Origin of the sequence: Streptomyces sp. NPDC090022 (assembly GCF_044748145.1) — a bacterium.
Classification (GTDB): domain Bacteria; phylum Actinomycetota; class Actinomycetes; order Streptomycetales; family Streptomycetaceae; genus Streptomyces.
Map to the genome: position 1 here is coordinate 230,750 of NZ_JBIVFN010000003.1, position 18,745 is coordinate 249,494.

At 73.5% G+C, this 18,745-nt stretch carries 15 protein-coding genes; 11 read left to right on the forward strand and 4 right to left on the reverse strand.

The features are described 5' to 3' along the window. Positions 1 to 244 precede the first annotated feature (244 nt). Positions 245 to 2,404, forward strand: coding sequence for an MMPL family transporter (locus ACIPXB_RS08925; protein ID WP_401446454.1), 2,160 nt, complete (start codon positions 245 to 247; stop codon positions 2,402 to 2,404). A gap of 82 nt (positions 2,405 to 2,486) precedes the next feature. On the opposite strand, the gene ACIPXB_RS08930 is transcribed toward ACIPXB_RS08925, so the two are convergent. Beyond that, complete coding sequence (locus ACIPXB_RS08930; protein WP_401446457.1) at positions 2,487 to 2,804, reverse strand: WhiB family transcriptional regulator; 318 nt, start codon at positions 2,802 to 2,804, stop codon at positions 2,487 to 2,489. Positions 2,805 to 3,079: 275 nt separating this feature from the next. Between ACIPXB_RS08930 and ACIPXB_RS08935 the strand changes: the two genes are divergently transcribed. Next, positions 3,080 to 4,483: a serine hydrolase domain-containing protein gene (locus ACIPXB_RS08935; RefSeq protein WP_401446460.1), complete on the forward strand. Its 1,404-nt coding sequence runs from the start codon at positions 3,080 to 3,082 to the stop codon at positions 4,481 to 4,483. Between the two features lie 78 nt (positions 4,484 to 4,561). Here the strand turns inward: ACIPXB_RS08935 and ACIPXB_RS08940 are convergent, their stop codons facing one another. Further along, positions 4,562 to 7,036, reverse strand: coding sequence for a SpoIIE family protein phosphatase (locus tag ACIPXB_RS08940; RefSeq protein WP_401446463.1), 2,475 nt, complete (start codon positions 7,034 to 7,036; stop codon positions 4,562 to 4,564). 285 nt (positions 7,037 to 7,321) lie between these two features. Here ACIPXB_RS08940 and ACIPXB_RS08945 point away from each other — a divergent pair, with 285 nt between their 5' ends. After that, on the forward strand, positions 7,322 to 8,050 hold the full coding sequence (locus tag ACIPXB_RS08945) for a class I SAM-dependent methyltransferase (protein ID WP_401446466.1): 729 nt from the start codon (positions 7,322 to 7,324) through the stop codon (positions 8,048 to 8,050). 185 nt (positions 8,051 to 8,235) lie between these two features. Here the strand turns inward: ACIPXB_RS08945 and ACIPXB_RS08950 are convergent, their stop codons facing one another. After that, entirely contained in the window at positions 8,236 to 9,144 is a 909-nt protein-coding gene (locus ACIPXB_RS08950) for an alpha/beta hydrolase fold domain-containing protein (protein WP_401446469.1), read from the reverse strand. Between the two features lie 258 nt (positions 9,145 to 9,402). Between ACIPXB_RS08950 and tdh the strand changes: the two genes are divergently transcribed. The 3 genes from tdh (at position 9,403) to ACIPXB_RS08965 (ending at position 12,770) form a co-directional block, all read left to right on the forward strand. Continuing rightward, the gene (gene tdh, locus ACIPXB_RS08955; RefSeq protein WP_401446472.1) at positions 9,403 to 10,434 is read left to right on the forward strand and encodes an L-threonine 3-dehydrogenase; all 1,032 of its coding nucleotides are present in this window, start codon (positions 9,403 to 9,405) and stop codon (positions 10,432 to 10,434) included. 200 nt (positions 10,435 to 10,634) lie between these two features. Next, positions 10,635 to 11,843 (forward strand): glycine C-acetyltransferase, encoded by a 1,209-nt coding sequence (locus tag ACIPXB_RS08960; protein ID WP_401446475.1) that lies wholly within the window; start codon positions 10,635 to 10,637, stop codon positions 11,841 to 11,843. A gap of 12 nt (positions 11,844 to 11,855) precedes the next feature. After that, the gene (locus ACIPXB_RS08965) at positions 11,856 to 12,770 is read left to right on the forward strand and encodes a LysR substrate-binding domain-containing protein (protein ID WP_401446478.1); all 915 of its coding nucleotides are present in this window, start codon (positions 11,856 to 11,858) and stop codon (positions 12,768 to 12,770) included. A 29-nt stretch (positions 12,771 to 12,799) separates the two neighbouring features. Here the strand turns inward: ACIPXB_RS08965 and ACIPXB_RS08970 are convergent, their stop codons facing one another. Then, positions 12,800 to 13,582, reverse strand: a complete 783-nt coding sequence (locus ACIPXB_RS08970) for a DeoR/GlpR family DNA-binding transcription regulator (protein WP_401447151.1) — start codon at positions 13,580 to 13,582, stop codon at positions 12,800 to 12,802. A gap of 178 nt (positions 13,583 to 13,760) precedes the next feature. On the opposite strand from ACIPXB_RS08970, the gene ACIPXB_RS08975 reads away from it, so the two are divergent. From ACIPXB_RS08975 to ACIPXB_RS08995, 5 genes are all read left to right on the forward strand, one after another. Beyond that, positions 13,761 to 14,663 (forward strand): SIS domain-containing protein, encoded by a 903-nt coding sequence (locus tag ACIPXB_RS08975; protein ID WP_401446481.1) that lies wholly within the window; start codon positions 13,761 to 13,763, stop codon positions 14,661 to 14,663. Continuing rightward, positions 14,660 to 15,496, forward strand: a complete 837-nt coding sequence (locus ACIPXB_RS08980) for a class II fructose-bisphosphate aldolase (protein WP_401446483.1) — start codon at positions 14,660 to 14,662, stop codon at positions 15,494 to 15,496. The genes ACIPXB_RS08975 and ACIPXB_RS08980 overlap by 4 nt, the downstream gene beginning before the upstream one ends. Before the next feature lie 37 nt (positions 15,497 to 15,533). Continuing rightward, complete coding sequence (locus ACIPXB_RS08985; RefSeq protein ID WP_401446485.1) at positions 15,534 to 16,088, forward strand: hypothetical protein; 555 nt, start codon at positions 15,534 to 15,536, stop codon at positions 16,086 to 16,088. A 133-nt stretch (positions 16,089 to 16,221) separates the two neighbouring features. Continuing rightward, positions 16,222 to 17,412: an acyl-CoA dehydrogenase family protein gene (locus tag ACIPXB_RS08990; protein WP_401446487.1), complete on the forward strand. Its 1,191-nt coding sequence runs from the start codon at positions 16,222 to 16,224 to the stop codon at positions 17,410 to 17,412. Positions 17,413 to 17,475: 63 nt separating this feature from the next. Further along, positions 17,476 to 18,690, forward strand: coding sequence for a hypothetical protein (locus tag ACIPXB_RS08995; RefSeq protein ID WP_401446489.1), 1,215 nt, complete (start codon positions 17,476 to 17,478; stop codon positions 18,688 to 18,690). The last annotated feature ends 55 nt before the right edge of the window (positions 18,691 to 18,745 follow it).

The following is an 18,745-nucleotide window of genomic DNA, read 5'->3' on the forward strand; positions in this document are numbered from 1 at the left end:
CAGGACCAGGGTCCTGGTCGGGACCGGAACCCGGACCGTGGTCCCGGCCGCGGAATCCTCCTCCACCAGGACGTTTTCCCGCCCGGCCGCTGATGGTCTGGATACCGGCCGGGCGACCCCGGCCCGGTGACCCCGGCCGTGACCCCGGCCCGGTGACCCCACCGACCGCCCCCCATCGATGACCAACCGGAGGAGAACAGTGATCCGCGCCCTGACGGGATGCTCGACGAGGAACCCATGGAAGGTGATCGCCCTCTGGGCCGTGCTCGGCATCGGTCTGACGTTCCTGGGCCAGATGTTCGTCTTCCGCGCCACCCAGCCCGGCAACGACGGCTTCCTGCCCCCGTCCTACGATTCGGCGGCGGCGCTGCGGATCTCCGAGGAGAGCTTCGGTGCCCGGCCGGACTCCAACCCGCTGACGGTCCTGGTGGCGCGCGAGGACGGGGCGGCGCTCGCCGCGTCCGACGAGCGCGGCATCGAGGAGGTGGTACGGCGCCTGGCCCGGCAGGAGGTCGTCATGCCCAGGAACGAGGACGACCTGCCCTTCGTGGAGGACCACTCCCAGACCCCCCGGGTCAGCGCCGGCATGACGGCCCCGGACCGGTCCTTCCGGCTGCTGTCCGTGGAACTGAAGGGCAATCCGCAGGATCCGGGCGTGCAGGGCACGTACAAGGAGTTCCGGGAGCGCGCGAGGGCCGCGTTCCAGGAGGCGGGCCTGCGCACCGGGTTCACCGGTGGCCTGGCCACCACGGTGGACGACGCCGACGCCGAGGAGACCCGGTCGGCGGTCGTCGGCGCGGTGGTGCTGGGTCTGATCGTGCTGCTCCACGTCCTGGTGTTCCGCAGCGTGTTCGCGGCGCTGCTGCCGCTCCTCGCGGTGTCCGTCATCGGCGGCGCTGCCGCCGGCGCGGTGGTCGTGGCCTCGATCGCCTCCGGTATCCGGCTGGCCCCCTCCACCCCCGGGCTGATCAACGTGGTGCTGATGGGCATCGGCATCGACTACTTCCTCTTCCTGCTCTTCCGCTTCCGCGAACAGCTGCGGCGCCATCCCGCGCAGAGCGGACGCGAGGCGGCCACCGAGGTCGCCGGCCGGGTGGGCGCGGCGGTCACCTCGGCGGCACTGACGATCGTCGCCGCTTTCGCCACCCTCGGGATCGCCTCCTTCGGCCAGTTCCGGGTGCTGGGCCCGGCGATCGCGGTGTCGGTCCTGGTGATGCTCCTGGGAAGCCTCACGCTGATGCCGGCGCTGCTGGCCGTGACGGGCCGGAGGATGTTCTGGCCGTCGCGCGCCCTCGAGCGCGAACCGCGCGAGGGGGCGGCGGGCCGCCTCGGCCGACTGACGGCCCGGCGTCCCGTGGCGCTCGTCCTCGCCTCGCTCGTACTGCTCGGCGCGCTGACGGCGGGTCTGGCCGGGATCCGCATGGACTACGGCCAGTCCGGCGCGGGCGGTGAGCGGACCGCCGCGGCGGAGACGGCCGCGGAGATCTCCAGGGCCCTGCCCGCCGGTGCCGCCGACCCGACGAGCGTGCTCGTCACCACGGAGGACGGCGCTCCGCTCGGCGCTGAGCGCGTGGCCGGGCTGGCGGCGGCGCTGGCCCGCGTGCCGGGGGTGGGCCAGGTCGCCCCGACCGTGCTGAGCGGGGACGGGAAGGCGGCCAGGATCGACCTGCTGCTGACCGTGGAGTCCGGCGGACAGCAGGCCCGTGACCTGGTCTCCGGACCCGTCCGCGAGACGGTACGGGCGAACCTGCCGACGGGGACGCAGGCCCATGTCGGCGGAACGGCGTCGGTGTTCGCGGACATCGCGGTGGCGGTCGACAAGGACCTCAAGGTGATCTTCCCGGTGGCGGCGGCGCTGATCGCCGTCATCCTGCTGGTGCTGCTGCGCAGCCTGCTCGCACCGGTGGTGCTGATGCTCGCCGTCGGGCTCGGTTTCGCGGCCACGCTGGGCGCGTCGGCGCTGGTCTTCCAGCACGTCCTGGAGCGGCCGGGCGTGGACTTCACGCTTCCGCTGGTGCTGTTCCTGTTCGTGGTGGCGCTGGGCACCGACTACAACATCCTGATCAGCGACCGGCTGCGGGAGGAGATGGAACGGCCCGGCCCGGCCCGTGCGGCGGTGGCCCGCGCCGTACGGCACACCGCACCGGCGATCGCGACGGCCGGCGTGGTGCTCGCCGCGTCCTTCGGCAGCCTGGCGGTGAGCCCGCACGCCGGGACCCAGCAGACCGGATTCGCCACGGCGGTCGGGATCATGCTGTCCGCCCTGCTCCTGTCCATCGTGCTGGTGCCGGCCCTGGCCGCGCTGCTCGGCCGCTCCCTGTGGTGGCCGCTGTCACCGCAGCGGGTACGCGGCGGCGAGCCCCGGGAGGCCCGGCCCGAGGCCGAGCGGGTGCCGGTGGGGTGACACGGGAACACGGTCCGGCGCACACGGATCGGGGCGCCCGGGACCTCGGCGGTCCCGGGCGCCCCGATACGCCGGACCGTGCTCACCGCGTGGGCGGCGTGCGGCGCCGGGGCGGGCCGGACCGTCCCGGCCGGCCGGACAGGGCCTTGCGTTCCTCCTCGGTCAGCCCGCCCCACACGCCGTACGGCTCACGCGTGCGCAGCGCGTGGTCCAGGCAGGCCTGCCGGACCGGGCAGCGCGCGCAGACGCGCTTGGCCGCCTCGTCGCGCCCCTCGCGGTCCTCGCCCCGCTCGCCCGCCGGGTGGAAGAAGCGGCCGGGGCCCAGGGCGCGGCACGCCGCCCCCGACTGCCACTGCCAGTGCTGGAGGACGGCTCCCGGGAGCCGTACCACGTCGCTCATCGCGCATCCTCTCGGTCGAGTGGACTGAAGTGATGTGAACCGGAACGAAGCCGGAATTGCCGGGACGGACTGCGTCTGACCGTTCCAGGAGGGTTGAAACATAAGGATTGTGACGAGACGTCATGTGAGATTTCTACTCCTTCGGACGGATGCGTGACGGCGCCCGGATCGTCCTCCGGGACGATGGGCCGCTTGCGTGGCGTCCCGAGAATTGAGGTGTTGAAGATCATTTGACGCCCCAAGGGGCCGACCAAGCCGACCCATAGGAGCCGCAGGTGCACCCCACGCACCCCGACCGACTCGACCACACCGCCAGCTCTGGACGCCCCGCCCGCCGGCAGCGGACCCCGCACGCGGGACGCCGCGTCCGGCAGGCCGCCGCCGCGGCCACCGTCGCCCTCGCCCTGCTGACCGCCGCCGCCCCGGCAGCCTCGGCCGCCACTGCCCCGGCCGCCGACTCCGCGACGTCCGGCACGTTCACCGCAGGCCTGGAGCGCAAGGCGCTCGACGCGAGCCTGCGCGCCGTCCACGACGCCGGGATCTACGGCGTCTACGCCGCTGCACGCGACGGCGGCGCGCGGTGGAACGGAGCCGCGGGCTTCGCCGACGTCGTCACCCAGCGGCCCACCCGCCCCGACCTGCGGCACCGCGTCGGAAGCGTGACCAAGTCCTTCACGGCCGTCGCCGTCCTCCAGCAGAGCGCGAAGGGCCGCATCGGCCTCGACCGGCCCATCGGCGACTACCTGCCCGAACTGGTCCCCGGCGAGCGCGGCCGCAAGATCACCGTACGCATGGTGATGAACCACACCAGCGGCATAGCCGACTACATCGGGGAAGCCTTCCCCTCCCTGAAGGCCGGCAGCACCAGCAGCCTGGACGACGAGCGCCACCGCACGATCACGCCCACCGAGCTCGTCAACCTCGGCGTGGCGCTGCCGCAGTCCTTCGAGCCCGGCACCGACTGGGCGTACTCGAACACCAACTACATCCTGCTCGGCGAACTGCTGCGCAAGGTCACCGGCCAGGACCCCGAGCAGGTCATCACCCGCGACGTGATCCGCAGGGCCGGGCTGCGCGACACCTACTTCCCGGGCGCGGCCGCGAAGATCAAGGGCCCGCACGCCAAGATGTACGACAACTGGTTCGGCCTGATCGACCCGCCGCGTGACTACAGCGAGTACAACATGACGTGGGCCGGCACCGCGGGCGCGCTGATCTCCACCACGCAGGACCTCAACAGCTTCTACCGCCAGCTGCTGGGCGGCGGCCTGCTCCCCGCCGCCCAGCTCCGCGAGATGCGGACGACGTGGCCCGTGAAGGCCCCGGACGGCACGGTCGTCATGAACTACGGCCTCGGCATCCTCTCCGTGGACACCTCGTGCGGCCCGGCCTGGGGTCACAACGGGGCCGTCTTCGGCGCGGGCACGGAGTCGTACGCCAGCGCGGACGGCCGGCGGCAGGTCAGCATCGGCTACAACCTGATGAAGTACCAGCGCTTCGACGACCAGGGGAAGCTGATTCCGCACCCCGGCGACGCGGCGCTGCAGAAGCTGACCGACCAGGCCCTGTGCGGGACCGCCGCCCCCGCCCCCGCCCCGGCCCCCGCTCCGGAGAAGCCGAAGGTCCCGCTCACGGCGCCGCAGATCGCTCCGGAACTCATCGACGGCCTGCGCAGGTGACGCCTCCTCGGAGAGCCGGCGGCAAGGCGATGTAACGGCCACCGTGTCTCAGTGGGCCGTACGTCAGCGGGCCGTGCGTCAGTGGGGCCGGTCCGCCGCGACGGGGCGCGCCGCCAGCAGCAGCGCGATGTCGTCGGGGCGGTCGGTGGCCTGCCCGGCCTCGCTGATCAGGCGGTCCGCCGTCTCCGCCAGCTGGCCCGGCCCGGCGTCGACGAGCACCTTGCGCAGGTTCTCCACACCCAGGTCGATGTCGATCCCCGGCTGCTCCACCAGCCCGTCGGTGTACAGCGCCAGCACCGAACCCGGCTCCAGCAGCAGCTCGGTTACCGGGTACACCGCCTCCCCGTCCACCCCCAGCACCACCCCGCCCGGCAGGTCCAGTACGTCGGCCGTGCCGTCCGGGGCCCGCAGCAGCGGCTGGGGGTGGCCGGCCCGTACCGCCTGCGCCCGCCCCGTCACCGGGTCGAGGAGTACGTAGCAGCAGCTGGCGAACTGCCCCGGATCGAGGTCGATCAGCAGCTGGTTCGTCCCCGACACCACCTGCTGCGGAGTGTTCCCGCTCAAGGCGAAGGCCCGTACGGCGCTGCGCAGTTGGCCCATCGTCGCGGCCGCCGCCACCCCGTGGCCCTGCACGTCCCCGATGACCAGGCCCAGCAGGCCGTCCCTGGTCTCGATGACGTCGTACCAGTCGCCGCCCACGTCCATGCCCTCCGTGCCCGGCAGGTACCGGCCGACCGTCTCGACCTTCTCGTGCACCGGCAGCCGGCGCGGCAGCAGCGCCGCCTGCAGCCCGCGGGCGAGGGCCGACTCGGTGTCGTAGCGCTGCGCCCGCTCCAGCGCCTGCGCGATCAGCCCGGCGAGCGCCGTGAGGACCGTACGCTCCTCCGGACTGAACCCGCGCGGAGCGTCGAACCCGAGGATGCAGGACCCCACCGGCCGGCCCGAGGCGATCAGCGGCAGGAACGCGCGGGCGCCCACGTGGGCGTCGAGCGGGATGCCCGGGTAGGCGTCGGCCAGCTGCTCCATGGACTCGAAGAAGATCGGCCGGCCGGTCGTCAGCGTCTCGACGCCCGGCAGCCGTACGTCCAGGCCCACCCCGTCGAAGCGGTCCAGGAAGCCGGTGGGGAAGCCCGTCTCCCAGGCGAGATGGAGGTGCTGCTCGCCGAGCAGGTAGATCGCGAGCTGGCGGCCGCCGAACGCGGGCAGCAGCTCCTCGGTGACCACCGCCGACACCTGGCGGGCCGTGACGGCCTCCGTCAGCGCGATGGCGAGCGCGACCGGCCGGTACAGCGCCGTCGCCCGGTCGGCGGGGGAGCCGAGGCCCCCGCCGGGCCGCATCACCGACTCCGGCGCGTACACCGGCTGCTCGGCGGGGGACAGCTGGACCGTCACGCCGGTCCGGTCGGCGTGCAGGGTGACCGACTGCCAGGCGCCGGAGGGGTGGCGGACCAGAAAGGTCACGGCGTCACCGGACATGAACGCGGCCCGGAAGTGGTCCTCGTGCGCGGGACCGCCGAGCCAGGGGAGCTCCTGCCACAGTACCCGGCCGGTCAGGGGACCGCCGAGCAGGTCGACGGCGCTGCGGTTGGCGAAGACGACCCGGCCGAGCCGGTCGAGCCCGACCAGCGCCTGCGGCAGCCGGTCGGTGGCGTCGTCGGACCGGGACCGCAGCAGCGCCCCGCTCACGTGGTGACCGGCGGCGGGCACGAGCTCCAGGGTGCGGGCCTCCCCGGGGACGCCGCGCACGGGCAGGGTGAGCGCCGTCCGGGCGCGTACGGGCTGGGCGCGTACGGGCTGGGCGCGGGCGGACGGGGGCCGGGTGGACGGGGGCCGGGCGGCGTGCTCCCCTTGCTCGGCGGCGAGCAGGCCGGCCGCCGTCCGGATGCCGAAGACGTCCTCGGCGTCCCACCCGGCGGTCAGCGCCGCCGGGGGCGCCTCGTCCGCGTTCCACGTCATGGGCGCGAGCGGCGCCGAAGGCGATGCCGACGGCGGGGGCGGGGCGCTCAGCGGGAGCTGGAAGCACAGGGGGTCCTCGTCCCAGGCCATGCGGACGCCCTCGGCCGAGATCCGGTCCAGCGTCCGTGCCAGCCGGGTGGCAATGCCGTGCAGCCGCTGCCGGTCCGACGGGCCCACGGGACGGCCGGGCGTGGCCGGCCGCAGCACCATGAGCACCCCGAACCGCTCGCGGCCGCTCACCAGCGGCTCGAACAGGGAACCGAACGGATAGGGCAGGCCGGCCATGAGCTGCGGGAAGCGCCGCATGGCGGCCTCCGCGTCGGGCAGGTGGACCGGCTGTCCCGTGCGGTGGACCTCGGTGACGGGGAAGGGGCGGTTGGCGTGCATGCGCCACCAGGGACGGAACAGCGTTCCCGGCAGTCCCGTCAGTACGGCCAGCCTCAGCAGCCCCGGGGTCCCGGAGGGCAGATAGACACCGCCCGCGAACCCGTCGACGGCTTCGACCGCGTCGACCGTGGCGCGGGCGAGTACCAGCGCCGGCTCGTCCGGTCTGCCCGTCACACAGACAGCATGCGCCAAGGTCGCCACGCCCCGCATGCCGGACGTCCGACGCCGCGGGCCCGCCCTGGCCGACGGCAGCCGGGCCGCCGCGGCCATCGTTCCCGGGGCGCGCCCCGGGCATCGCGGGCCTGGACACGCGTGCGCGCCGGTGCGAGCGCCGCGGCCGACGCCACCGGGCCCCGCCGTCGGCTCCTCCGCCCCGCCGGTGGCCGCCGGCCAGCGCCCCGTACGCCGTACGGACTGACCCGAACGCGTCCCTCGTCCGGGGGACGGCCGGCCGCTCCGGCGGCGTCCCGGCGGCCGCTGGGGGAGGCTCGCCGTATGCAACAGCAGTACGACACGGCGACGAGCACGGCGGGGTTCACGGCCGCCGACAAGTTCACCCTCCGTATGGCCCTCGACGCCCTCGGCGGCGTGAAAGGGCTCGACACCCTCGATATCGCGTGCCGCCACGGGCACACCACCCGCCTGCTGGCGAGCGGCGGAGCCCGCCGGGCCGTGGGCGTCGACAACTGTCCCGAACGCATCCGCCGGGCCAGGGCCCACCCCGGCGACGACGCCGGGGCCGAGGCCATCGAGTACGTGGTCGCGGACGCGGCGGCCGGGATGCCCAGACTCGGCCCCTTCGACCTGGCCACCGCCGTCTACCTGTTCAACCACGCGCACGACCGGGCCACCCTGCACACGATGTTCCGGGCGATCCGCACCAACCTGCGCCCCGGCGGCCGGCTGCTGGCGATCGTCCCGAACCCGGGGGCCTTCCCGCTGGTCGACTGGTCCCCGTACGGGGTCCGCATCCTCGACCGGCTCCGGGACGGCGACGCGGACGCACCCCTGTTGCGGGCGCAGTTCGTCACCGGCGCCCCCGAACCCTTCGAGTTCCGCGAGTGGGCGCACGCCGACTTCGCGGAGGCCGCCGTCGACGCAGGCTTCACGACGATCGGCTGGCAGCCCGCCCGGACCCCGCCCGCCTGCGAGGTGCGCGACGAGGCGTACTGGGCCGCCTACCGCAACGCGCCGGTGAGCTCGCTGATGTCGTGCGTGGCCTGACCGAAGATTCAGTCAGGACGAGGGGGCGCAGTCGCCCCGGTGTCCTGTCCGAGAATTCAGTCAGGGGCGCCCCGGCTGACCGAAAATTCGGTCAGCCGGGATCCGGTCGGGCGGCCGCCCGCCGCGCCCCCGGCCCGGCCCGCCCTCACTCCGCCGCCACGTGCCCCGGGCCCGCCCGCCCGCGCTCACTCCGCCGACGCCGACCGGACGATGCCCACGATCCGTTCCCGCGCCGCCCGCCCCTCCGGTACCGGCAGCAGCGGATACACGTGCGGCAGCCCGGTCTCCTCGTGGTACTCCACCTCGACCCCGTCCGCCCGCGCCCGCCGCAGCAGCTCCCGGCTGTCCGTCGTCAGCACGTCCCGCGTGCCCGTGAACACCGTGATCGGCGCCAGCCCCGCGAACGTGCCGTGCAGCGGGCTCACGCGCGGGTCGTCCGCGGCCAGCGTGCCCGCGTACAGCCGGCCCGCCTCCAGCAGTCCCGGCCGCGCCAGGATCGGGTCCTCCGGCTCGATCGCCGCCTGGTCCGGATGGCTCATCGACACGTCCAGCCACGGCGAGATCAGCACGATCCGCGAAGGCTGCGCCCCCGTCCGGTCCCGCAGCCGCTGCGCCGCCGCCAGCGCGAGCCCCGCACCCGCCGAGTCCCCGATCAGGATCGTGCCCCCGGCCCCGCCGCCCGCGATCAGCCCGCTCAGCAGGTCCGCTGCGACCGGGACCGTCCGGTCGGCGGTACCGCGCGGCGCCAGGATGTACGCCGGAACCACACAGTGCGCCCGCGCCTCGGTCACCAGCGTCCGTATCAGCGACCAGTGCGGCCGCACCAGCTCGTCGATGAAACCGCCGCCGTGCACGTACAGCACCCGCGCCGCCGGCTCGCCGCCGCGCGGCTGGGCGTCGTACACCGGCCACGCCCCCACGAACGTACGCGAGACGTCCGCGACCTTCCCGAGCGAGCGCGGCGGCAGGTGCGAGGCCGGCCGGCGTGCGGACTGCGCCACCTTCGCCCGCACCGCCTCCGCGCTCGCGAACCGTCTTCGCCGCCCCGCCGCGATCAGCGCGGCCGACAGCGCACGACTGCGCAGACTCGGCACGACGCCACCTCCCCATCCCCTGCCCGACCCCTGGATCCGTCGACCCAGCCGCACCGGTCCTCGTCCCGGCGCAGCTCGATCCATGCCCCAGCCGCTGTCCGGGGCACGTGAGGAGCATAGGCGTGAAGCTGCGCTGTCGACCCGCTTAAGAAATCCTCGATGGACTGATCACCGCAGCTCTCGGCACATTGGTCCCCGTCCGACGCGTCGCACCGGCACCCCTGGTCGCGCGCACCCCTCCCATGCCTGGAGCCACTCATGAAGGCACTCGTCAAGCACAAGGCCGAGCCCGGACTGTGGCTCATGGACGTGCCCGAGCCCGAGTACGGCCCCGGCGACGTGCTCATCAAGGTGCTGCGCACGGGCATCTGCGGCACGGACCTCCACATCCGCGCGTGGGACGGCTGGGCGCAGGGCGCGGTCAAGACCCCGCTGGTCCTCGGCCACGAGTTCGTCGGCGAGGTCGCCGCGGTCGGCGCGGACGTCCGGGACATCGAGACCGGCGCGCTGGTCAGTGGCGAGGGCCACCTGGTGTGCGGCAAGTGCCGCAACTGCCTGGCCGGACGCCGTCACCTGTGCCGCAGCACCGTCGGCCTCGGCGTCGGCCGGGACGGCGCGTTCGCCGAGTACGTCGTCCTGCCCGCCCAGAACGTCTGGGTGCACCGCACCCAGGTGGACCTCGACGTGGCCGCGATCTTCGACCCGTTCGGCAACGCCGTGCACACCGCCCTGTCCTTCCCGCTCGTCGGTGAGGACGTACTGATCACCGGCGCCGGCCCGATCGGCATCATGGCCGCGGCCGTGGCCAAGCACGCCGGCGCCCGCAACGTCGTCATCACCGACGTCAGCCCCGAGCGCCTGGAGCTGGCCCGCAAGGCCGGTGCCACCCTGGCACTGGACGTCTCCCACGCCACGATCGCCGACGCCCAGGCCCAGCTCGGTCTGCGCGAGGGCTTCGACATCGGCCTGGAGATGTCCGGCCGCGCCGAGGCCATGCGCGACATGATCGACAACATGACGCACGGCGGCCGCATCGCCATGCTGGGCCTGCCGGCGAAGGAGTTCCCCGTCGACTGGGCGAAGGTCGTCACGTCGATGATCACCATCAAGGGCATCTACGGCCGCGAGATGTTCGAAACCTGGTACGCGATGACGGTGCTGCTGGAGGGCGGCCTCGACCTCAGCCCGGTCATCACCGGCCGCTACTCGCACCGCGACTTCGAGGCCGCCTTCGACGAGGCCGCCACGGCCCGCAGCGGCAAGATCATCCTGGACTGGACGACGGCGTAGGCGGCCGTCCGGCCCACCCGGCCGGACCCCCTGCCCCGTGGCCGCCCGCGACCACCTGTCCCGGCCGGGCCCCGCACCACCCTCCCCCCTCCGCGGGGCCCGGCCCCACCCTGCGTCCGCCGCCCCCTCCCTCCCCTTTCCCTCTCCCTCCCGCCTCCTGGCCTCCGGCCGCATCGCCGCACAAGGAGAAAGCGAAGCCCATGTTCGAGTCCGTACGCGATGACCTGCGCAGCACCCTCGACGAGATCCGCGCAGCCGGTCTGCACAAGCCCGAGCGCGTCATCGGCACCCCGCAGAGCGCGGCCGTCGCCGTGACCGCGGGCGGCACCCCCGGCCAGGTCCTCAACTTCTGCGCCAACAACTACCTGGGCCTGGCCGACCACCCCGAGGTCGTCGCCGCCGCCAAGGAGGCGCTGGACCGCTGGGGCTACGGCATGGCGTCCGTCCGCTTCATCTGTGGCACCCAGGAGGTCCACAAGGAGCTCGAGGCGCGCCTGTCGGCGTTCCTCGGCCAGGAGGACACGATCCTCTACTCCTCCTGCTTCGACGCCAACGGCGGCGTCTTCGAGACCCTCCTCGGCCCCGAGGACGCGGTCATCTCCGACGCCCTCAACCACGCCTCGATCATCGACGGCATCCGCCTCTCCAAGGCCCGCCGCTTCCGGTACGCCAACCGAGACATGGCCGACCTGGAGCAGCAGCTCAAGGCGGCCGTCGACGGCGGCGCCCGGCGCAAGCTGATCGTCACCGACGGCGTCTTCTCCATGGACGGCTACGTCGCCCCGCTCCAGGAGATCTGCGACCTCGCCGACCGCTACGAGGCCATGGTCATGGTCGACGACTCGCACGCCGTCGGCTTCACCGGCCCCGGCGGGCGCGGTACGCCCGAGCTGCACGGTGTCATGGACCGCGTCGACATCATCACCGGCACCCTCGGCAAGGCCCTCGGCGGTGCCTCCGGCGGCTACGTCGCCGCGCGCGCGGAGATCGTCGAGCTGCTGCGTCAGCGCTCGCGCCCGTACCTCTTCTCCAACTCCCTCGCGCCGGTCATCGCCGCCGCCTCCCTCAAGGTCCTCGACCTGCTGGAGTCGGCCGGCGACCTGCGCGAGCAGCTCGCGGCCAACACCAAGCTGTTCCGTACGAAGATGACCGAGGCCGGCTTCGAGATCCTGCCCGGCGACCACCCCATCGCCCCGGTCATGATCGGTGACGCGGCGGTGGCGGGCCGGATGGCCGAACTGCTGCTGGAGCGCGGCGTCTACGTGATCGGCTTCTCCTACCCCGTGGTCCCGATGGGCCAGGCGCGCATCCGCGTCCAGCTGTCCGCCGCGCACTCGACGGCGGACGTGGAGCGGGCGGTCGCCGCCTTCGTCGACGCCCGCGCGGCACTGGGCACGACCGCAGGCTGAGACAATGGCGGGGTGATCGACCCCCGCCGGCTGCGCATCCTGCGGGCCGTGGCGGACCACCGTACGGTGACCGCCGCGGCCGCAGCCCTGTACCTGACCCCCTCCGCCGTCTCCCAGCAGCTCGCCGCGCTGGAGCAGGAGACCGGGCACGTACTGCTCACCCGCAGCGGCCGCGGGGTACGGCTCACCGCGGCCGGCGAGATCCTGCTGGGCCACGCCCACGAGGTGCTGGCCCAGCTGGAGCGGGCGGAGGCGGAACTCGCGGCATACGCGGGCGGCGCCGCGGGCGAGGTCACCGTGGCGGCCTTCGCCACGGGAATCGCCGAGGTCCTCGCCCCTGCCATCGCCCGGCTGGCACTGGACCACCCGGGCCTGCGGCTGCGGGTCCGTGATGCGGAGGGCGACCAGAGCCTGCGGATGCTGCTGGACGGCGAGGCGGACGTCGCGCTGGCAGTCGAGTACCGGGGTGGGCCCGGTTCGGACGACGCCCGCCTGTCGGTGGTCCCGCTGTACGCCGAACCGTTCGACGCGGTGCTGCCCGTGGGGCACCCCTTGGCGTCGCTGCCCGAGGTCTCGCTGGCGGAGCTGGCGGACAGCGAGTGGATCGGGCAGTACCCCGGCAATCCATGTCACGACGTGACGCTGCTCGCCTGCGAACTGGCGGGCTTCCAGCCCCGGTTCGTCCACTCGTCGGACGACTTCCGCGCGGTGGTCGCCCTGGCGGGCGCGGGCGCGGGGGTGGCACTGGTCCCGCGGTCGGCGCTGCGCGGCATGGACCTCAAGGAAGTCCAGATCCGCCCGGTGACGGGCCCCTTGGCCACGCGCCGGGTCTTCGCGACGACCCGCAGGGGAGCGCAGACGCACCCGCTGATCGCACCGGTACTGGAAGCGCTGAGAGCGGCGGCGGAACGCCTGCCGACGCACTGAGCGGAGCCGGGCTTCGGGCGCTGATCGCCCTACACCCGCACCACCTCCACCCCCGCCCCCTCGAACGCCGCCATCCCGGCGTCGGTCAGGCCGCGGTCCGTCACCAGGACGTTCACCGTCCTCGTGGGGCAGATGCGGGCGAACGCCCTGACGCCCAGTTTGCTGGAGTCCGTGGCCACGACGACCCGGCGGGCCCGCGCGCACAGCAGGCGGTTGACCGCCGCCTCGTCCTCGTGGCGGGTGGCCGCGCCGTCCCCGGGGTCGAAGCCGTCGACGCCGAGGACCGCCGTGTCCACCGTGATCTGGTCCAGGACGCCCATCGCCAGCGGGCCCGTCAGCTCGAAGGACTGGGGCCGGGCGACACCCCCCGTAAGTACGATCTTGAACTGCGGGCGGACCGCCAGCTCGCCCGCGATGTTCAGGGCGTTCGTCACCACCGTCAGCGTCGGCGGTGCCAGGTCCGCCAGATCCGCGCGGGCCGCCAGGGCACGGGCCACCTCGGTGGTCGTGGTGCCCCCGGTCAGGCCGACCACCTCGCCCGGGTCGACGAGATCGGCCACCGCCTCGCTGATACGGCGCTTCTCCGCCGCCCGGCGCGAGGTGCGGTAGCGCAGCGGCAGTTCGTAACTCACCCCGTGCAGCACCGCTCCGCCCCGGGTGCGCACCAGCAGCTGCTGCTCGGCCAGCTGGTCGAGGTCGCGGCGGATCGTGGCCGCCGACACGCCGAGCTCGGCCGCCGCCGCGTCGACCTCCAGCCGGCCCCGGTCCACCAGCAGACCCAGCAGCGCCTGCCAGCGCGCCTCCCGCGACAGCGACATGACGTTCGGTCCTCCCAGCTCGTACGTATGACCGTACGCATGACATTACGCGCGACATCAACCGGGCCGATCCTCCCCGGGATGCTTGAAGTTGCGTGAAACTCCTCGATAATTCGCAGGAAAACGCACCGCACGCCCGAAGCACCCCACCGCACTCGCACAGGGAGCCGGCATGAGCCATGTCGCGTACGAGCTGAGCACACAACCCGCCTGCTGGGAACGGGCCGCCGAACTGGCCCCGGCCCGGCGGACCGTGCTTCCGCAGCCGGGGGAGCGCACCGCCATCGTCGGCTGCGGCACCTCGTACTACATGGCCCAGGCGGCCGCCGCGCTCCGCGAGGACGCCGGCCACGGCGAGACCGACGCCTTCCCCGCCTCCGAGTTCCCCCGCCACCGCCGCTACGACCGGGTCCTCGCCCTCACCCGCTCCGGTACGACCACCGAGGTCCTGGACCTGCTGGCTGCCCTGCGCGACGCCGGCGTCCGCAGCACGGCCGTCACGGCCGACCCCGCCACCCCGGTGACGGGCCTCGCCGACGACCTCGTCGTCCTCGACTTCGCCGACGAGGAGTCCGTCGTACAGACCCGCTTCGCCACCACCGCGCTCACCCTGCTGCGCGCCCACGTCGGCGCGCACACGGCCGCGGTCGCCGACGACGGGCGCGCCGCGCTCGCCGAGCCGCTGCCCGCGGGGCTGGAGGACTGCGGCCAGTTCACCTTCCTCGGCCGCGGCTGGAGCGTCGGCCTCGCCCACGAGGCCGCGCTGAAGATGCGCGAGGCCTCGCTGGCCTGGTCGGAGTCCTACCCGGCGATGGAGTACCGGCACGGCCCCATCAGCGTCTCCGGACCCGGCACCGTCACCTGGGCGGTCGACGCGGCGCCCGAGGGACTGGCCGAGCAGGTGCGCGCGACCGGCGCCCATTGGGTGGGCGGGCGGCTGGATCCGCTGGCCGAGCTGGTACGCGTCCACCGGCTGGCGGTGGCCCTCGCCGCCCGGCAGCAGCTGGACCCCGACCGGCCGCGGCACCTGACGCGCTCGGTGATCCTCGGCGCGGGCGAGGAGGCGGTCCGATGAGCCTGGTCCGCACCGGTGACCTCGTCCTGGAGGCGGTCGCCGCCGGGCGCGCCGTCGCCGCGTTCAACATCATCACCCTGGAGCACGCCGAGGCCGTCGTCGCCGGCGCGGAGCGCACCGGATTGCCGGTGGTCCTCCAGCTCAGCGAGAACGCCGTGAAGTTCCGCGGAGGGCAGCTGCTGCCGATGGCGCGGGCCGCGGCCGCCTGCGCCGAGGCGGCCGCCGTCCCCGTCGGCCTCCACCTGGACCACGTCAAGAGCCCGGAGCTGCTGCGCCAGGCCGCCGACGCGGGCTTCGGCTCGGTGATGTACGACGCGGCGCACCTGCCGTACGGCGAGAACCTGGAGACCACCCGCTCCGCCGCCGACTGGGCGCACGCCAACGGGCTGTGGATCGAGGCCGAGCTGGGCGAGGTGGGCGGCAAGAACGGGGCCGCCCCGCTGGACCCGCACGCACCGGGCGCGCGGACCGACCCGGACGAGGCGCGCCGCTTCGTCGCCGACTCCGGCGTGGACGCGCTGGCCGTGGCGATCGGCAGCACCCACGCGATGACCACCCGTACCGCCGCCCTGGACCACGCCCTGCTGGCCCGGCTGGCCAAGACCGTCGACGTGCCGCTGGTCCTGCACGGCTCCTCCGGGCTGCCGGACGCGGAGCTGGCCGCGGCCGTCGCCGGCGGCATCCGGAAGGTGAACATCGGTACGGCGCTGAACGTGGCGATGACCGAGGCCATCCGCACCCACCTGACCCCGGCCGACCCCCGCCCGTACCTGACGGCGGCCCGTACGGCGATGGCGGCGACGGCCGCGGCTATGCTCTCGGCCCTGAACTGAGGCGGTCCGAGGACGGGGTCGAGGGGAGCTGACGGACATGGGGCGCGGGGCCTACGGGCGACGTGAGATACCGGTGTTGCTGGGCGGACTGATACTCCTGCTGTCCGGCGGCGCGGCCGGTTGTGCCGCGGGTACGGACAGCGGCCGGGACGGCGGGAACAAGGACCACCTGCGGGTGCGCACCGACCCCGAGCCGCTGCGCCGGCGGTTCGGGGTCCTCGGGGAGCTCTCCGAGCCGCACTGGCTCGGGTACGACGTCGACGAGGCCGGCAAGCGGACGCTCGTGCCCGCGCCGGACTCCCGGATCCGGCTGGTCGGCTCGGCCCGGCTGCCGAAGGGCGCGGTGGCCGCCGCCCTGGCCGCCGGCCGCGATCGCCAGGAGCCCTTCGAGCCGGCGGCCCTGACCGACATCCCCGAGCCGCTGCGCGCGTCCGTACCGGCGGGAGCGCGGTGGCTGCACAGCGCGGCGTACGACGCACGGGTCCTCGCGCCGGGCCCGCAGACCGAGGTGAACGCTTCCGCCGACGGACGGTTCCTGCTGGACGAGGAGCGCGACGTGGTGTGGTTCGACACGGTGTTCCTGTACGCCTGAACGGAGCCTGAACGGAGCCTGAACGGGCCGGGCTGCCGGGCCGGCCGTGCCCCGCCCCTTCCGGATTCTTGGAACAGGTTCTAATCTGCCCTCCGCCAGCGACGCGACGGACCGCGAGACTCCCGGAGGGGCCGTGCACCTCGAATACACGCCTGAGCAGCAGCAGTTGCGCGCCGAGCTGCGTGCCTACTTCGCCGAGCTGGTGCCCGAGGACGTCCACGCCCGATACGGCGACCCCGCTGCCCAGAAGCGGTTCTACCGGGAGACCATCCGCCGGCTCGGCGCCGACGGCTGGCTCGGCGTGGGCTGGCCCGTGGAGTACGGCGGGCGCGGCATGACGCCGATGGACCAGTTCATCTTCTTCGACGAGGCCGCGCAGGCCGTCGTACCGCTGCCGCTCATGGCCCTGAACACGGTCGGGCCGACCCTCATGCAGTTCGGCACGGACGAGCAGAAGTCGTACTTCCTGCCCCGCATCCTCTCCGGCGAGATCGACTTCGCGATCGGCTACAGCGAGCCGGACGCCGGGACCGACCTCGCCGCCCTGAAGTGCAAGGCCGTGCGCGAGGGCGACGAGGAGAGCGGCACGTACGTGGTCAACGGGCAGAAGATCTGGACCACCAACGGCGACACGGCCGACTGGGTCTGGCTCGCCGTCCGCACCGACCCGGACGCGCCCGCGCACAAGGGCATCACGATGCTGCTGGTGCCCACCTCCGACCCCGGCTACTCGTGCACGATCATCAACACCCTGGCCTCGCACGACACCACCGCCAGCTACTACGAGGACATCCGTGTCCCGGCGAGCCGCCGGGTCGGGCAGGAGAACAAGGGCTGGCGCCTGATCACCAACCAGCTCAACCACGAGCGCGTCACCCTCGCCGCCCACGGCACCATGGCCATCCGCGCCTTCCACGACGTCCAGCGCTGGGCGGCGAGCACCAAGCTCGCCGACGGCCGCCGCGTCATCGACCTCGGCTGGGTCCGCGGCCGCCTGGCCCGCGTCCACGCCCGCCTCGACGCGATGAAGCTGCTCAACTGGCAGATGGTGGGCGCCGTCCAGGACGGCACCCTCACCCCGCAGGACGCCTCCGCGGTGAAGGTCTACGGCTCCGAGGCGCGCCGGGACGCGTACGCATGGCTGATGGAGGTCGTCGGCGCGGCCGGCCCCCTCAAGGACGGCTCGGCCGGTGCGGTCCTGCACGGCGAACTCGAGCGCGGCTACCGCAGCGCCGTCATCTTCACCTTCGGCGGCGGCAACAACGAGATCCAGCGCGAGATCATCTCCTGGATCGGCCTGGGCATGCCCCGCGTCCGCCGCTGACTCCGGCGCCCGCCGTCGGGGGCCGGGTGTGCATTTTCGGGGGGTGTTCGACAGACTGAGGCGATGATCGAATCGCCCGCGTCCGTACGCCGCCGTGACCGGCGTCGGTTCCTGCTGCCTCCGGCCGTCGCCTGGCTCGTCTCGAACCTGATCACCTGGATGATCGCCAAGGCGTCCGTCGCCGGTGACGGGTCCGGCGTGGCCTACTGGTCCACGGGGGGACGGCGGCGCTGGGACTCCGAGCACTACCTGTCGATCGCCAGGACCGGCTACGAGATGTTCTGGTGCCGGGAGCGCTACGCGGACTTCCCCGACGTCATGTGCGGGAACGTCGCCTGGTTCCCCGGGTACCCCATGCTCGTCCGGGCGTTCTCCGCCACCGGGCTGTCGTACGAGATATCCGCCGTCGTCGTCACCGAAGTGGCCCTGTTCGGCATGTTCGCGGTGCTGTGGTGGCTCCTCGGCGGCCGGCTCACCTGGGCCACCGGCCTCACCCTCGCCATCGGGACGGTCTTCCCCGGTGGCATCTACTTCCACGCGATCTTCCCGATCGCCACCGGCACGCTGGCCCTGCTCGTCTGCGTCGTCGGGGTCAAGCGCGGGTCCTGGGGCATCGCCGCCGCCGGCGGGTTCGTGGCCACCGCCTGCCATCTCGTCGGCGCGGTCGCCGTCGGCATGCTGCTGGCCAGCGTGCTCTTCGCGTGGCGGAAGGACCCCTGGCCGGTGCGGTGCGCGAAGGGCGTGGGGTCGGCGGTCATCGCCGGCTGCGGCGTCCTGTGGGCCAAATGGATGATGTGGCAGGCGACCGGCAAGTGGGACGCGTACGAGATCATCCAGGAGTCCAGCTACAAGCAGGGCGGCCTGCACGAGCCCTTCTCCGCGATGGTGAAGGCCTACGGCGTCCCGTTCAGCGAGTGGTACCGGCCGAAGGGGGAGCTGCCCCCGCTGGTGGAGAACGCCCTGGCCGCGCACCACACCCAGCTCTGGCTGAACGTCCTCTTCGTCCTGCTCGTCGTGGCGACGGCCGTGGTCCAGCTGGTCCGGAACCGCCGCCTGGAGGTCGAGCAGTGGGCCGCCCTGCTCCTGACGGTCGGAGTTTTTCTCATTCCCTTCGTCGCCGGCGCGCAGATGTCCTGGTACCGCAACCACGCCCAGATGTTCGTCGGGCTCATCCTGGTCGTGCGCATGCCGCGATGGGTCCAGGCCGTGCTGCTGGCCCTGTGCGCCGTCCAGTACGCCCTGCTGGGGGCGATGTTCTTCTCCGGCGTGCTGGTCTAGGGCCGGAGCCTTCTCCGGCCATGAGCCGCCGGAGAGGGCTCCGGCCCCGCGCGGC